This is a genomic window from Embleya sp. NPDC005971, from assembly GCF_040629175.1.
Lineage (GTDB): Bacteria > Actinomycetota > Actinomycetes > Streptomycetales > Streptomycetaceae > Embleya.
On sequence record NZ_JBEXUX010000057.1, the window covers coordinates 1 to 16,286 of the forward strand.

Consider the following 16,286-nt stretch of genomic DNA (forward strand, 5'->3'; position numbering starts at 1 on the left):
GTGGGCCGGGCCGTCGTCGGTGTGGTCCATCATCCTCACCCAGGGCACCAGGGCCATCAGGCGGGCGTGTTCGTGCGCAGCGCGGCGATCGCCTCGGCGGTCCAGGTGCCGGCCGCACCCGGGCAGTTGGCCAGGTAGCGCGCCGCGCGCCGCCCGGACCAGCCGTGTGCCTCGGCGAGTCCGGCTCGCAGGTGTCGCAGGTAGGCGGCGGCCGGTGCGTTCCACGGCGCGTCGGCACTGCGCCACGGCGCGGTCAGGGCCAGGATCGGGTGCCCGTCGGAGCTGCCCACCCGGACCACCGTCTCGTAGCGACCCGGACCCAGCGTGGCCCGGCCGATGGTCGCCAGTGTGCTCAGGTCCGGGTCGACTCCGGGTGCGCGGTACATCTCCTGCGCGGCCAGGTCGGCGAACTGCGCCCGGGTCAACAGATAGGCCCGAGCGGGGGTGCGGCCCGGGTCCAGGGGGTCGTACAGGGCGAGTCCGCCGGTCCAGTTCTTCGATTCGAAGGCGAAGTACATCCGGCCCGGCAGCACCATCGGGCGCGTGGCCCGCGGCGGGGACGGGTCCCGGCAGCCCGGATAGGTGCGCAGACCGCCGGGCGGCCGGCCGCCGCGCAGGTAACAGTCCAGGCGGGAGGCGTGCATGTTGGACCCGTACGCGGCATACCAGACCAGTTCCGAACCCATCTGCGCCAGCCTAGGGCGTGGCCGGCCGAAGGGCGGCTCGCCCGCGCGTGCCGGCGTGCGCCGAACGGGCGGCGTGGGGGAACGCACGGATGGGCGGCGGGTTTCGGGGCAACCATGAGTACGCGCCGAGTCCGGCCGGTCGCCGGGTCGACCCGAGGCCGGCCGAGGCCGCCGTCGAAATCCCGTGTGTGCGAGGGCCGTGGCCGATCGCCGGCGCGACCGCGCAGGTACCGCGAAGGAGTCCGGGATGCCCGATCCGCTGCCGCCGCCCACCGTCGACCACGCCGTCGCGGACGTCCTCGATGCCCGGCACGTTCCGCTGGAGGCGACCGTCCGGGTGGCCCCGTATCCCGACATGGCCGTGGGCGACCTGCTGACCCTGTCCTGGCACGGCCCGGACACCGCGGCCTTCACCGTGTCCGTGCCGATCACCGCGCACGCGCTCGGTCGACCGGTCGTGTTCAAGGTCCCGGCCGCCGAGATCCTGCCGCACGCGGGCGGCGACGTGACGTTGAGCTACCGGCTGGAGCGTCCCGGCGCGGAGCTCGCCGGCGACTCGGCCGAACGGGTGCTCAGGATCGAACTGGCCGAGGCGGCGACCGCCACCGAGGTCCGCTGACCACCAGGCGGCACCGGTCGCCCACGCGTGCCATCGATCCCGCGGGCGACCGCGGTCCGGGCCTTCGGGCGACCCCTACCGCGCCGCCGCCCCGTCCACGTTTCGCACGTCCCACACCTGTACGTCCGCCACCTGCCGACCCGGGCCCAGCAGCGCGGTGAGCGTGTCCGCGAGTTCGGCCCGGTGCCGGTGCGCGGGCAACACCACCACGTCGGCCCGCCAGCGGGCCAGGTCCGCCCGGGCCTCGCGGCGCCGGTCCTCGGTGATCTCCGGGACCGTGCCCTCCGCGGCGACCCGGCCGAGCAGCGCCGAGGTCGGGCTGTAGTCCGCCCCGTAGACGCCGATGCGATCGGGCCCCCACGGGCCGACGAAGTAGCCCTCCGCGAGCGGAAAGCCCAGATCGGCCACGCTCTGCCAGTGCAGCGCGGCGGCGTCGCCCACGCTGGGCAGCGGCACCACCACGACGGATCCGTCGTCCACGTAGGGCCGCCACCCGCCGTCGGCGAAGAACTTCGGCACCGGCGGTCGGTCCCGGACGTCCAGCGGCGTGGGCAGGATCGGCAGCAGCGCCATCGTCAGCGCCGCCGCCCAGACCAGCCGGACCGGGACCCCGCGTCCCGGGTGCCCCTCGGGCACGGCCCGCACCGACCGGGCCGAGTCGAGGACCCGGTCGGTGGCCAGCGCGAGCAGCACCGCGACGGCCGGCACACAGACCAGCGCGAAGCGCGATTCCAGGATCGACTCGAACAGCGGCAGTTCGTTCAGCACCCGCCACGGGCCCGGCAGGCCGGTGTCGTCGTGGTCGACCACGATGTCCAGGCCCAGCGACAGCAGCGCCGCCACCGCCGCGGTGACCGCGGCGGCGCGCACGACGGCGAGCCGGCGCAGCCAGGCGACCAGGAACACGGCGAGGATCACCAGGGGCCAGCCGAAGAAAGCGTTCTCCTCGGTGGTCCCCTCGGACAGCACCGCCGCGCCCGCCCGGTCGCCGCCGAGCGAGTCGCTCGCGTACGCGGTGAACGCGGCCAGGTCGTTGCCCGACTCGTGGTCGAGCGTGGAGTAGTGCTGCGGCCCGAAGAACTGCACCCACAGCGGGTAGGCGACCAGCACCAGCGACACCGCCGCGCCGATCACCAGCCCGGTGCCCAGCGGCCGGGCCGCCGCCCGCGCCGCGCCCGGTGCGTTGAGCGCGTACACGATCCCGAACACCACCAGGCCCACCGCCGCGAACAACAGCGGCTCCTCGCCGATGAAGATCTGGAAGGCGATCGACAGTCCGAGCAACACGCCGTTGCGGATCGGCCGCTCGCCCTGCCACAGCCGGATCAGCAGCTCGATGATCGGCGGGATCATGAACAACACCACGAAGTTCGGATGCGCGTTGGCATGCGAGACGATCGGCGGCGCGAAGCCGCACAGCGCGCCGCCCACCGCCGCGGCCGGCTTGGCGCGCACCAGTCGGCGGGCCAGCAACCGGTACCAGGCGAACGCGGTGCCGGCCAGGCCACCGGTGAGCACCAGGGCCCAGGTGGTGGTGGGGCCGAAGAGCAGGGTGACCGGGGTCAGTGGGATGCCGAGGCCGAGCATGGCCGTGTTGGCCATCATGTTCACGCCCAGCGGATGGTTCTGCAGATCCGAGACCAGCGGGTCGCGGAAGTTGCGGACCGCGTCGGCGGTGGCGTCGAAGAACCACTCCCACATGTTCTGGTCCTGGCCGCCGTTGACCAGGTAGGCGCGGTCCAGGTCGGCCCACAGATCCTTGTACAACCAGAACGCCAGGCCCAGGAACAGGGCGCCGACCCACCAGTCCACCGCCCGGCCGCCGCACAGTCCGCGAAGGGAGATCCCGCGCACGAGGGCTCGGGGATCGATGCGTTGCCGCTCGGCGACGGGCATGGGTGTCGGGTCCTTCCGGGGGTGCTGCCCGTCACGGGCGTGGGCGCGGTCCCGGCGCGGTGCCGGTCCCGGGCGAACGCGCTGCGGCACCCGGTCGGGAGAGGCGACGAGGCGCATCTCGACCGATGGGGGTGATCCCCGCGGCGCGTACCGGGACCGAAGCACCCGGCGGGGCGCGCTACGGCGGTCGATCGCCGGCCATGCTACGAGGACCGGCCGGTCGTCCGGACGGCGGGGTGCGGGCGGGGCGGGCCCGGGGGAAATTCGCCGGCTCGACCGGGCACGGTCGGTGAGGATGGCCGGATGTCGATTTTCCTGGAGACGCCGCGGCTGGAACTGCGCCCGTTCACCGCGGCCGACCTGCCGCACCTGATCGAGCTGGGCCGCGATCCGGAAGTGATGCGCTACCTCACCGGCGGCCGGCCGACCGCGCCCGAGACCGTTCGCGATCGGGTCCTGCCGCTGGTCATGCGGGACTACCCGGCCTGGGGCAATCGCGGCTTCTGGGCCGCGCGGGAACGGACCGGCGGGCGCTTCGTCGGTTGGTTCGAACTGCGGCCGGTCGCCGAGGACGGCGCGGACGTGGTCGAACTGGGCTACCGGCTGTGTCGCGCCGCGTGGGGGCTGGGCTACGCCACCGAGGGCGCGCGGGCGTTGGTCGACAAGGGCTTCGCCGAACTCGGCGTGCGGGTGGTGACCGCCAACACGATGACGGTGAACACGCGCTCCCGACGGGTGCTGGAAAAGACCGGGCTGACCTTCGTCCGCACCTGGTTCGGCGACTGGGCCGAGCCGATCGAGGGCGCCGAGCAGGGAGAGGTGGAGTACACCCTGACCCGGGCCGGGTGGAGCGCGGCCGCCCCCGGCCGGACCACCGACTGAGCCCCGAACCGCACCGCGTCGTTCGCCCCGACCCGGTTCGTTCGTGCAGGTGGGGCGCGTGGGAGGCTGGCGGGTGTGACTGTTTTTGGCGGGGTGCCGCTGTTCGTCGGACGCGAGCCCGAGATCGGGCGACTGGTCGAGGTGCTGCGTGAGGTCGATCGCGGTGAGCCCCGGGTGGTGCTGACCACCGGCGAGGCCGGGGTCGGCAAGACCCGGTTGCTGGAGGAGTTCCTGGCCCAGGCGACCGGGCGTCCCGAGCCGACCTCGGTCGCGGTCGGCGCGTGTCTCGAATTGGGCGCCGAGGGACTGCCCTTCGCGCCGTTCTCGGCGATCCTGCGTGCCCTCGCCGACGCGCTCGGCGCCGACTTCGAGGAGGCGATGGGCGACCGGCGCCGCGAACTGGCCTGGATCTCGCCGACCCTGGCCGCCGAACCCGGCCCCGGCCCGGCGCCCGAGCGGGCCCGGCTGTACGAGTCGGCGCTGCGTCTGCTGGAGCGGATCGGCGAGGACCGCACCCTGATCGTCGCCTTCGAGGACCTGCACTGGGCCGACTCGGCGACCCGCGAACTGCTCGCGTTCCTGGTCCGCTCGCTGCGCCGGGGCCGGATCCTGCTGGTCGGCACGCTGCGTGCGGACGCGATGGACCGCAGCCACCCGATGCGCCGCCTGGTCGCCGAACTGGAGCGCACCCGCACGGTGACCCGGCTCGAACTCGGCCGACTGACCATGCCCCAGGTCGAGGAGCACCTGAGCGGCCTGCTCGGCGGCACCCCCTCGCGGGCCCTGGTCCAGCAGGTGTTCGAGCGTTCCGAGGGCAACGCGTTCTTCGTCGAGGAACTCGCCGCCGGGGTCCGCGACGGCCGACTCGCCGGTCTCTCGGACACGCTGCGCGACCTGCTGCTGATCCGGATCGAGCAACTGCCCGAGACGGCCCGCCGGGTGGTGCGACTGGCCGCCGTGGGGGGTATCGGGGTCGAGCACCGACTGCTTGCCGAGGTGGCCGGTCTGGACCCGGACACCTTGGAGACGGCACTGCGCGCGGCGGTCTCCGGACACGTCCTGGTGGCCGAACCGGACGGCGAGGGCTACTCGTTCCGGCACGCGCTGGTGCGCGAGGCGGCCCTGGGCGATCTGCTCCCGGGCGAACGCACCCGGATGTACGCGGCGTTCGCCCAGGCCCTGGACACCCTGGTCGAGGGCGGCGAGCTGCCGTGGCGCCGCGACCACGTGGACCGGCGGGCCCGCTACTGGATCGCCGCCGCCCGCCCGGCCCGGGCACTGCCGGCGAGCGTGGTCGCCGCGGCGGCCGCCGCCGACCGATACGCGTTCGGCGAGGCGTGGGCGCTGTACGAGAGCGCGATCACCATGTGGGACCAGGTCCCCGATCCCGAGCAGTCCACCGGCAGCACGCTGGCCCGGGTGCTGGACGGCGCCATCGTCGCGGCCCGCTACGACAACTCCGGCGACCGCGAACTGGCCCTGCTGCGCCAGGCGTTGGACCTGGTCGACGAGGAGCGCGAGCCGGTTCGGGCGGCGGCGCTGTGGACCCAGCGGGCGAAGACGCTGAGCCGCCTGGGGCGCGGCCCCGGCATGGTCGAACTGGAGCACGCCGAGCGGCTGTTGCAGGATCGGCGGGAGTCGGTCGAGTACGCGAACGTGGTGATCCGGATCGCCCGCGCGCACTTCCTGGAAGGAGGCGCGGCGGAGGCGGTACGGATGACCCGCCAGGTCCTGGAGATCGCCCGGCGGCTGGACGACCAGGATCTGATCGCCAACATCCTCCAGACCCTGTCCTGGCTTCTCACCGGCAGCGGCGAACTCGACGAGACACAGGCGCTCGCCCACGGCCGCGAGGCGGTCCGGGTCGCCGAGGCGGCGCGGGGCGGCAAGCCGGACACGCTCGTCTACGTGCTCGGCAACTGGGCCTCGGTCCTCGAAGGCGTCGGCCGACACGAGGAGTCGGTGCAGGCCGCCCGCCGCGCGCTCGACCTGTCCCGAGAGCGCGGCGTGATCCGCAACACCGGCGCGTTCGTCCTGGGCAACCTCGCGGAGAGCCTGTTCTCGCTCGGCCGCTGGGACGAGGTGGCCAAGACGATGGAGGAGATCCGGGAGCACGACGCGGACGGTTGCGCCACCGGCAACGCCGAACGGGTGCTGGCCATGGCCCACCTGGTCCGCGGCAAGGTGACCGAGGCCGCCGACCACCTGCGGAGCGCCCGGGAGAGCGCCCGCGGCATGTACCAGGAGGCACAACATCGCATCCCGCAGTCCGGCGCCGAGATCGCGCTGGCCCGGGCCCGGGGCCGACGGGCCGAACTCGGCGAGATCCTGGACGCCGAACTGCGGGCCGGCTTCGGCGTCGGCAACCAGCGGTTCGCCTTCCCGCTGCTGATCGAGGCGGCGCGCGCGTACGCCGGAGTCGAGCCCACCGAGTCGACCCGAGCCGAGTTGCACCGGATCCGGGCGGCCGGCGCCGCGCTGGACGTGCACTGCGAGCTGGACCGCACCCAGGCAAAGACGTTGGTCGCGCACCTGGACCTGGCCGAGGGCAGCGACACCCTCGCGCAGTGGCGGGAACTGGTCGCGGCCTGGGAGGCGACCGCCCAGCCGTATCCCACCGCCCGGGCGCACGCCGACCTGGGCGCCGCGCTGGTGGCCGCCGGCGATCGGGTCGCGGCCGGCGCCGCGTTGGCCCGGGCACACGCCGCAGCCGGGCGACTGGGCACGACGCCGCTGCGCGAACAGGTCGAACTGCTGGCCCGCCGGGCCCGGATCGACCTGCCGGGCCGGCCCGGGACCGGTGCGGCCCGCGCGGCGCACCAGGCCGGCGACCTGACGCCCCGCGAGCGGGAGGTGCTGCGTCTGCTGATCGAGGGACGCAGCAACCGGCAGATCGCCGAGACCCTGTTCATCAGCGTCAAGACGGCCAGCGTGCATGTGTCGAACATCCTGGCCAAGCTCGAAGTGGCCACCCGCGGCGAAGCCGCCGCCCTGGCCCACCGCATGCACCTGGTCGACGACCAACCCCCGGTCGGATAGCCCCGAGCGGGGTGCCCTTGCGCGTGCGAACGGGCTATACATGGTCCGTTCGGTATTTCGGGGGCATGCCGTCGGGGGTGGGCGTGGGGGAGCACGGAGTACGCGTGGCGGCCTGCGGGGTGAGCCGAACGCTCGGGGGACGCACCGTACTTCGGGACGTCTCGCTGGTCGCCGAGGCCGGTGAGGTCTCGGCCGTCGCCGGTGGCAGCGGATCGGGCAAGACCACGCTGTTGGACACGCTGGCCGGAATCCGACCACCCAGCGCGGGCCGGGTACGGCACGACGGCGGCCGACCGGATGCGCGCGGCCTGGGCTACGTCCCGCAGGACGACATCCTGCACCGGGCGTTGCCGCTGGCCCACAGCCTGCGCTACGCCGCGGCGCTGCGCGGGCCGATCGACGGGGGCGTGGAGGCCGCGGTGACCCGCACGTTGGCCGCCCTGGGCCTGACCGGGTGCGCGGATCGGCGGGTGGGCGCGCTCAGCGGCGGCGAGCGCAAACGTGCGAGCATCGCGGTCGAACTGCTGACCCGGCCACGGGTGTTGTTCCTGGACGAACCGACGTCCGGCCTGGATCCGGCGGCTGCGGCGGAACTGATGGCGGTATTACGCGAGTTGGCCCGAGCCGGCACCACCGTCGTGCTGACCACGCACGCCCCCACCGATCTGCTCCGGTGCGACCGGGTGGTGTTCCTGGCCCCGGACGGGCGGCTCGCGTACGTGGGGGACCCCAGGGGGCTGCGCGCGCACTTCGGCGTCGAGACCGAGGCCGACGTATACGCCGCGGTGGCCGCACGCGGTGCGAGCGCGGACGCGGAACGCGAGCCGGAACTCGAACTGGAACCGGAACTGGCCGCCCTGGAAGCCGAGTCGGCACCGGCACCGAAACCCGCCTCGGCGGTCGACCGCCCGGCGCCGCAGGTCGACCAGGGGTTGCGGCAGTGGTCCATCCTGGCCCGCCGCGACCTGGAGCTGATCGCCCGAGACCGGTTGGCCGCCGCGATGCTGGTCGGCTCGCCGCTGGTGATCGTGGCGATGTTCGCGATGCTCTTTCGGCCCGGCGCGTTCGACCCGGCCGACCCGAGTCCGTCCGGCGCCGCGATGATCCTGTTCTGGATCGCCTTCGGCGGCTTCTTCTTCGGGTTGACCTACGGCCTGTTGCAGATCTGCGTGGAGTTGCCGATCGTGCGCCGGGAACGGCTGACCGTGCTGCGGATCGGACCCTACGTCGCGGCCAAGTTCACCGTGCTGCTGCCGATCCTGGCGTTCGCCGACGTGCTGCTGCTCGCCGTGCTGCGCGCCCTGGACCGGCTGCCCGGCGCGTCGTGGGGGGTCTACGGGTCGCTGCTGACGACGCTGCTGCTGGCCTCCGCCGCGGCGCTGGCGCTCGGGCTGTTGACGTCCGCGGCGGTCACCGAAGTGGGCCAGGCCACGCTGATGTTGCCGCTGCTGTGCTTTCCCCAGGTGCTCTTCTCCGGCGCGTTCGTGCCGGTGCCCCGAATGCCGGTGATCGGACACACGCTCAGCTACGCGATGACCAACCGATGGGCGTTCGAGGCGCTGGGCAACGATCTGGACCTCCCGGGGCGCTGGGCGCACGGCCGGTCCGCGCTCGGCCCGCCGCTGCTGGCCTCCTACGGCGACAGCTTCGACCACCCGCCCGCGCTCGGCTGGGCCGTACTCACCGGCTGCGCCGTGCTGTTCGTCGCCGCCACCTGCGCGGTGCTGGCCCGCCGCTGCCCACGCGCCGGCGGCTGAGCACACCCGCGCGAGCGGGCGCCGCACGCGGTGGAAGTGCCGCCGGGCGCGTGCCCCGGCGGGTCAGCAGCGCAGCCGAGGGGTCAGTCCCCGGGCGTCGGCCGGCCGGTCGCGGTAGGTGCGTGCGACGAAGTCGAGGAACGCGTCCACGTCGGCGATCGTGGACGGCAGGCCCAGCGACACGCGCACCGCGCCGCCGGAGGGCAGGCCCAGGCGGGTCAGGTAGTCGTCGAGCGTCCCGCCGGAGGCGGCCGTCCGCAACACCGCGCCGCGCAGGGTCCGGCGCCCGATCGCGAACGCCGCCTCGCCCGCGCCCGGATTGCAGAAACAGCCGGTGCGTACGCAGATCCCGGCGGCGGCGGTGTCCCGGGCCACGATCCGCTCGTCGATCACGGTGCCGGCGGCGTCCAGGATGTTCAGCGCGACCGTGCCACCCCGGGCATGCACCGTGTCCGGCCCGTACACCCGGATCAGCGGCGCGCCGTCGTGATGGCGCAACCCGGCCAACCCGGCGAGCAGGTGCGCGGTCAGGGCCGTGACCCGGTCGTGGATGGCGGGCATGCCCAGCGAGTCGACCCAGGCCAGGCCGTGCGCGACATCGGGGATGGCGAGGAAGTTGAGGGTGCCGTCCTCGTACGCGGACTCGTCGTCGGCCATCCGATGCCAATCGCCCTGCGCGCTGACCGCCTCGATCGTGCCGCCCGCGAACCACGGCCGGCGCAGCCGCGCGAGCGCGTCCCGGCGGGCGAGCAGGCAACCCACGCCGGTCGGATATCCGAATACCTTGTACCAGCTCACCGCGACGAACTCCGGTTGCACCACCCCCAGATCGAGCACGTTGGTGGGCGCGTACGCGGCCGCGTCGACCAGCACGTCGTAGCCGTGCCGCTGGGCGACGCCGATCCAGTCCAGGGGGTGTCGGACCCCGGTGAAGTTGCTCTGCGCGGGATAGGCGAACAAGCCGCGGCGGTGCGCGAGCGCGACCCGCAACGCGTCGTCGTCCAGGCGCAGTTCGGTGCCGGACAGGCCGATGTAGTGGGTCCGGGCGCCGCCCGCGCGGGCGTATTCGCGGATCCCGTTCACCGAGTTGTGGTTGTCGATCGGCAACACCAGGCGGGTACCGCGACGGAACGGGTACGCCTCGCCGACCAGTCGACACGCGCCGGTGGCGTTCGCGGTGAACACGGCCGCGTACCGGTCCGGGTCGGCGTTGAAGTGGTCGAGGATCGCCCGACGGGTGTTCTGCACCCACGTCGTGGAGGCGACCGAGGCCGGGTGTTCGGAGTGCGGGTTGCCGTAGGTGGCCCCGGACAGCCGTTCCGCGTGCGCCCGCCGCTGGCCGCGCGCGGCCAACCCCGCTCCGGTGTGATCGAGGTAGACCAGACCCTCGTCGTCCAGGTAGCCGTACTCCTCCCGCCGGATCGCGTCGAAGTCCGGACCGCGCACGTCGGCGACCACCACCGGCACCACCTCCCCCGGTCTGCCGAGTCTCGCGCCGCACCCGCGACCGCGTCAACGGATCCGCCGGCGCCGCGCCCGCCCATCCGGGCCGGTCCGGACCGTCGGCGATGCCCGTTCTCACCCCTGAAGGCTGATCCGCGACAAGGATCCCCTAGGGTGAGGAAAGGTAAGGCTTGCCTCAGCGGATCGCCCTGCCTCGCATCGTGTTGCCCACAACCGCCCTGCCTGAAATCGCCCCACCTCAGCAGTGCGGGCCGAGCGTCCCGGCGCCCGGCCCGTGTCCCCCCACGCGCCAAGGAACCAGGACCCATGCCGATATCCCGCCGCCGGATCGCCGCCGTCGCCGTGACCGTGTCCGCCGCCCTGCTCACCGGAGCCTGCGGCTCGGACTCGTCCGACGGGAACAAGGGCGGCGGCAAGCCCGCCGTCGCAGCCGGCGGCAAGGACTTCGGCAGCGCCGGCCAGGTGAGCACGGGCCTGGGCACCGACGCCGCGCCCGGTCAGTACCCGCGCACGATCCGCACCGCGATGGGCGACGTGACGCTCAAGGCGCAGCCCAAGCGGGTCGTCGTGCTGGACACCGGCGAGCTGGACAACGTCGCGGCACTGGGCGTACAGCCGGTCGGTGTCGCGTTCACCGACGGCTCCCAGGAACTCCCGGCCTACCTGGACGGCAAGGCGGGCAAGCCGGCCAAGGTCGGCACGATCAACAGCCTCAACCTGGAGGCGATCGAGAACCTCAAGCCGGACCTGATCCTGGGCAGCAAGCTGCGCGCGGAACAGCAGTACGCGGTGCTGAGCAAGATCGCGCCGACCGTGTTCTCGGTGCGCCCCGGCTACACCTGGAAGGAGAACTTCCTGCTCAACGCCGCGGCCTTGGACAAGTCCGCCGAGGCCAAGCAGCAGCTGGACGCCTACCAGGCACGGGCCAAGGCCCTGGGCGACAAGCTGGGCGCGAACAAGCCGACCATCTCGATGGTGCGCTTCATGCCGGGCAAGATCCGCCTGTACGCGAACAAGTCGCTGATCGGCACCGTGCTCCAGGACGTGGGCCTGCCGCGCCCGGCCAACCAGAACATCGACGACCTGGCGGTGGAACTGTCCGAGGAGCGGATCACCGAGGCCGACGCGGACAGGATCTTCGTCGGCACCTACGGCCCGGCGGACAAGACCGCGCAGGCCCGGGTGACCGACAACCCGCTGTGGAAGAAGCTCGGCGCGGTGGAGAAGGGCAAGGCCGTCACGGTTCCCGACGAGACCTGGTACCTGGGCCTGGGCGTGGTCGCGGCGAACTCCATCCTGGGCGACCTGGAGAAGAACCTGATCGGCTGAGCCGAACCGATCCGGTCAGGCATCCGGCGCGGCCTCCGGGCCCCGCGCCGGGCTGCCGCCGGCGGCCGGTCCCAGGGGTTCCCGCGCCGCGTACGCGAGCAGCGCGGCGACCCCGGCGGCCGGCCCCTCGGCTCGGCGCCAGTGTTCGTCGCGCTCGGTCAGCGCGGCGAACAGGCGCTGCCAGGACCGGTCCTCGGCGCCGAGCAGCGCCGCGGTCAACGCGGCGACCTCGGTGTACGCGGCGTGCACCGCCACCCGTACCGGCTCGGACGGGTCGATCCGCGCCCGGGCGTCGGCCAGATAGCGCAGCACACGGTCGGCATGACCCACCTCGTGCACCAGGTCGTGGCCGGTGAGCAGGCCCGCCTCCAGCAACCGCTCGACCTCCAGGTGCCATTCGGCGGTGCCGCCGTCCGGCAGCACCCACGCGGCGACGGTCCGAGCCGCCCGGGGACTGCGCCGGGCCGCCGCGAACGCCTCGGTGGGCCGCAGGTCGGTCGGCATCGCCAGGATGACCTCGTCGGGCGCGTCCGGTCGGTTCACCAGCGCCTGTCGCACCCCGGCGGGCCACGGTTCGCGGGCGTGCTCGCCCACCAGCAAGGCCCAGTCGCGTCGGTAGGGGCGATCCAGGACCCGTTCGGCATCGGCGAGCCGCTCGCACGCACGCAGTCTGGCGACCAGCCGGGTCGGCGCCAGTTCGCGGTCGATCCGCGCGGTCAGCACCGCGAGGCCGGCTTCGATCGGGTCGTCGACGCCGTCGGCCGTCGCCTTCGCGGCGACCCGGGCGGCGCCGCTGCCGAGCAGGCCGCGCTCGATCAGCGCGCGTAGTCGGTGCGGGCCGCCGAAGCGCAACACGTTGCGGGCGGCGAGCAGTTGGTCGAGCAGCGACAACTTCCCGGCCATGCCGGCCAGCGCGACCTCGACCACGTCGGGGCAGGCCGCCTCCACGCCCACCCGCAACGAGTCGGCCCAGTACTTCGAGAACACTCCGGGTTCGAGCAGGCGCCGGCGCAGCACGGGCGACAACGGCCGGGAGTCCTCGGCCGCGCGGGCCAGGATCCGACGCCGCTCGGCCACGTCGCCGCGCCGCTTCACGTCGCCGTACAGCCGGTCGTCCAGTACCGGATCACCCCGGTCCAGCAGCCGGTCCCGGACCCGTCGGGTGTGCGGCGAGCGCGGATCACCCTCGGCCAGGATCAGCGCGGGACCCGCGTCGGGCAGACCGAGCACGTACGCGACCAGGTCGTCGGTGACGCGCCGGGTCTGCTCGGCCTCGCGGGCCAGCGTGACCGCCGCGTCCGGGCCCAGCAGCGGGAGCACGGCGCGGAGCACGTGCACGTCGGCGTAGCCGAGCAGGACCGAGCCCGCGCCCGACAGCGGGCCGGGCGCGGGCCGGGGGTCGGGTCCGGCGGCCACCCGATCGAGCAGGGCGGGCAGCGGCAGTTCGCCCGCGTCCGTGTCCATCGCGGCCAACGCGGCCAGCCAGTGGTCGCGTTCGTGGCCGAGTCGGTCGGCGAGCAGCGCGCGCACGGCCCGGGTGAGCGGGCGCCGGGCCGCCCCGAACCAGTAGCGCTGATCGCGGGTCGCGCCGAGCGCGCGGGCCGGTGTCGTGGCGATCAACTCGGCCGGCCCGACCAGGCCCGCGCGGTAGCGCACGGAGGCGGGGGCGGTGTCCCGGAAGGCGGCCGGATCCCGCCGGGCCAGGCGCTCGCGCGGCAGTTCGCCCGGCGCGTTCGCACACGCGGTGAGCAGCCAGTCCGGGTGGCGCAGGCCGGGCAGGTCCGCTTCGAGGGTCTCCGCGAACACCGCGAGTACGGCCGGGTCGGCGGGTATCGGCGCGTCCGGCACGATCTCCCGCAATACCTGCACCGCCGCGAGCGCGCAGCCGCGATCCGGGGTGTTGCGCCGACCGCGTCGGGTCGGCAGGGTCGGTCCGGCCGGCTCGCGGGTGCGCACGGGTGGCGCGTGCCGGGCGAGGGTGTGCGCGTACGCGGCGATCTCCGCGTCGGCCAGGGCCCGTTGCCCGGCCCCTGGCGGTGGGCCGGCCGCCGTCGCGGCGACGCCGATCAGTTCGGCGACGGTGCCGGTGAACGAGCCGAGCAGGCCGAGCCCGATCACCGTGGCCTCGACGTGGCCGGCCAGGTGGGTGTGCACCAGTTCGGCGAGCCGCGCGTGGATGGGCGCGGCGACCGTCTCCGGCGTCAGCTTGGGCAACGCGCGCAACACCTCGGCGGCCGGCCACGCGGTGTCCACCAGGCGGATCGGATCCAGCAGGTCGTGATCGACGCAGTCGTTCACCCACTCGGCATCGGCGCGGGCGAACGCGACGGCGCCCAGCCGGTCGACCGGTTCACGATTGAGTTCCTCGGCGCCGGAACCGCACGCGCGGTTGACCAGGGCGAGCCGGAGCAGCCGGCCGAGCTCGCCGTCGGCGTGCTCGTGGCGCAGCAGTTCCTCGATCGGCTCAGGTGGATACGGCGTTTCGCGATGTCGGGCGACCAGGCGCGGCAGGTCGTACACGTACGGCTCGTGCACGAGGGTGGCCAGCAGCCGGCGGGTCGCGTTGCGTCCCCTGGCGGTGGCGAATACGCGTGGCAGCGCGTCGGGATCCTCGTACGGCACGCGCAACGTGCCGGGTTGGGTCGGCCCGCCGGGGGCTTCGAGCGTCTCCAGGATGCCAGCGATCCGGCTCGAATGGCTCGGGCCGCCCAGCAGTTCCACCAGGCGTCGGACCGCGTCCGGGCCGCCGCGTTGCCACACCCGCAAAAACGCGAAGCACCGGGTGTCGGCGGACGGGAAGGTGTGCAGCGCGGCGTGCACGAGCTCCGGATCGCCGCTGACCGCCAGCGGGGTCAGCCGGCGCTGGTCCCGACAGTCGAGCAGGTCGACGCGCAACCTCGGGTCCAGCGGCACGGGTTCGGTGCGACCCGGGGTGCGCGGCACGCCGGAGGCGATGGTGCGGCGCAGGGTCAGCGGGGTGTGATGATTGCGGTACACGGCCGCATCGACGCTCGGTTCGTCCAGTGCGACCAGCCGGCCCAGTTCGCGCGGATCCAGCCCGGCGTTGCCCGCGACGGCGGCGCAGACCCGCGGATCGCGGGTGGCCAACGCGATGTCGAGCGCGTGCGCCGGCAGCGGGCCCTTGCCGAGCAGGTCGCGCAACAGCTCGTCGGGCGCCTGCGGCAACAGCGCGCGCAGGTCCTCGGGTTCGGCGGCGAAGAGCAGAAACCGACAGAACCGGGACAGGGCCGGCGGGGTGGTCGCACCGACGTCGGGCACGGATCCGTCGGCGATTCGGGCCAGCAACTCGGCCAGCGTGCCCCGGTGGCGCGAGAGGGTGACCCGCAGGGTGGCCCAACGGCTTGCCGAGCCGCCCAGATGACGGTGGGTCAGCTCGGCGAGCGGGCGCGTGCGGGGGAGTTCGGCCAGCGTCGCGACCGCGATCCGGGCGGGCGCGATCGTGGTCAGGACGAGGGTGGTGTGTCGTTCGTCGGTGAGCCCGGCGGCGGCGGCCGAGGCGGCGATCCGGGCCGCTTCGGGGTGGCCCGGGCAGTGTGCGGCGGCTTCGAGCAGGGCGGCCGAGGGGCGGGCGGCCCGGGCCACGGACTCCGGGTGGGCCCGGTAGAGCTCGGCGAGCAGGGCATCGGGGCAGTCGGCCCGCCCGGCCAGTGCGGCGCCGGCCGCCTCGGGCAGCGGCTCGGCCCGCTGGGCGGCCAGGAGTTCGGCCCAGTCCAGGTCCCGACGCCAGTTCGGCTCCGGCTCGCCGGCGCGCAGCCCGGCGATCAGGCCGCCGGTGCCCTCGGCGGCCGATACCGCGGCCCGCAGCTCGTGTACTCGGCCGGTGGCCAGGGCGCGGGCGGCCGCCGCGGCGACCTCGGGCGCGACCGGCGGATCGGCATCGCCCCGGTCGGCCTCGATCGGCGGACCGGCGCCGCCGTCGTCGGTCTCGAACGGTGATCCTGGTCCGGGGCTGCCCGGATCCGCTGCCACTTCCGCGAGTAACCCACCCAGTCGCGGTGGGTCGACGAACAGGCCCAACATGCCCCGGAGTTGCTCGGCCGTGGTCAGCCGCCGGCCACCGGTGCGCAGCGCGTGCTCGACCAGCGCCGGTACGTCCGAGACCACGGCTGCGCCGACGAAGTGCGGGTGGTCCGGCGGGTCTTCGGCGCACGCACGGATCTCCTCCAACAACACGGTCAGCGCGCCCGGATCCGGATGTCGGCCCGGGGCGAGCACCGTGCGCCGCATCCACGGCAGCGCGGTGGCATGCCGGTACACCAGCCGATCCACCACCGGGTCCGGCCGGTCCAGCAGCGCGGCCAGGTCGGCGGCGGTGGCCCGGGGGTTGCGCGCCACGGCCCGTCGTACCAGCACGTCGGGATCACGAACCGCCTTGATTCGCGCGGTGATCGGCAACAACGCGTCGGCCAGGTAGCCGGGGTCGGTTTCGCCCAGTCGATGGCGCAGCCGGCCCGCGTCCCCGGGTTCGCCGCTCGCCACCGCCAGCCCGAGCAGCACCTCGGCGGCCGGGTCGTACCGCCGCGCGGCTCCGTGCGTCACTGTTCGATGTCCCCTCGTCGGGCCGACCTGGCCACCGCCGTTCCCCCGTTTCGG

The 16,286-nt window shown here is 74.1% G+C and carries 9 protein-coding genes; 5 read left to right on the forward strand and 4 right to left on the reverse strand.

The genetic code is table 11. The features are described 5' to 3' along the window. Positions 1–56: 56 nt before the first annotated feature. Positions 57–686: a histone deacetylase gene (locus ABZ374_RS36065; RefSeq protein ID WP_360319478.1), complete on the reverse strand. Its 630-nt coding sequence runs from the start codon at positions 684–686 to the stop codon at positions 57–59. A gap of 247 nt (positions 687–933) precedes the next feature. Between ABZ374_RS36065 and ABZ374_RS36070 the strand changes: the two genes are divergently transcribed. Beyond that, a complete protein-coding gene (locus tag ABZ374_RS36070) occupies positions 934–1,305 on the forward strand; it encodes a hypothetical protein (RefSeq protein WP_360319480.1) in 372 nt (123 codons plus the stop codon). A gap of 75 nt (positions 1,306–1,380) precedes the next feature. Here the strand turns inward: ABZ374_RS36070 and ABZ374_RS36075 are convergent, their stop codons facing one another. Next, on the reverse strand, positions 1,381–3,201 hold the full coding sequence (locus tag ABZ374_RS36075; RefSeq protein WP_360319482.1) for a glycosyl transferase: 1,821 nt from the start codon (positions 3,199–3,201) through the stop codon (positions 1,381–1,383). Between the two features lie 303 nt (positions 3,202–3,504). Between ABZ374_RS36075 and ABZ374_RS36080 the strand changes: the two genes are divergently transcribed. The 3 genes from ABZ374_RS36080 to ABZ374_RS36090 all read left to right on the forward strand — a co-directional run bounded on the left by ABZ374_RS36080 (position 3,505) and on the right by ABZ374_RS36090 (position 8,879). Beyond that, positions 3,505–4,083 carry a GNAT family N-acetyltransferase gene (locus ABZ374_RS36080; RefSeq protein ID WP_360319484.1) on the forward strand — a complete coding sequence of 193 codons (579 nt, stop codon included), beginning with the start codon at positions 3,505–3,507 and terminating at the stop codon, positions 4,081–4,083. A 75-nt stretch (positions 4,084–4,158) separates the two neighbouring features. Next, a complete protein-coding gene (locus tag ABZ374_RS36085) occupies positions 4,159–7,122 on the forward strand; it encodes an AAA family ATPase (protein ID WP_360319486.1) in 2,964 nt (987 codons plus the stop codon). A gap of 65 nt (positions 7,123–7,187) precedes the next feature. Beyond that, complete coding sequence (locus tag ABZ374_RS36090) at positions 7,188–8,879, forward strand: ATP-binding cassette domain-containing protein (protein WP_360319488.1); 1,692 nt, start codon at positions 7,188–7,190, stop codon at positions 8,877–8,879. Positions 8,880–8,942: 63 nt separating this feature from the next. On the opposite strand, the gene ABZ374_RS36095 is transcribed toward ABZ374_RS36090, so the two are convergent. Then, positions 8,943–10,340, reverse strand: coding sequence for an aminotransferase class V-fold PLP-dependent enzyme (locus ABZ374_RS36095; protein ID WP_360319490.1), 1,398 nt, complete (start codon positions 10,338–10,340; stop codon positions 8,943–8,945). Between the two features lie 309 nt (positions 10,341–10,649). On the opposite strand from ABZ374_RS36095, the gene ABZ374_RS36100 reads away from it, so the two are divergent. After that, positions 10,650–11,672, forward strand: coding sequence for an iron-siderophore ABC transporter substrate-binding protein (locus tag ABZ374_RS36100; RefSeq protein ID WP_360319492.1), 1,023 nt, complete (start codon positions 10,650–10,652; stop codon positions 11,670–11,672). A gap of 15 nt (positions 11,673–11,687) precedes the next feature. Here ABZ374_RS36100 and ABZ374_RS36105 read toward each other — a convergent pair whose 3' ends face one another. Then, on the reverse strand, positions 11,688–16,232 hold the full coding sequence (locus ABZ374_RS36105; RefSeq protein WP_360319494.1) for a hypothetical protein: 4,545 nt from the start codon (positions 16,230–16,232) through the stop codon (positions 11,688–11,690). Positions 16,233–16,286: the final 54 nt, after the last annotated feature.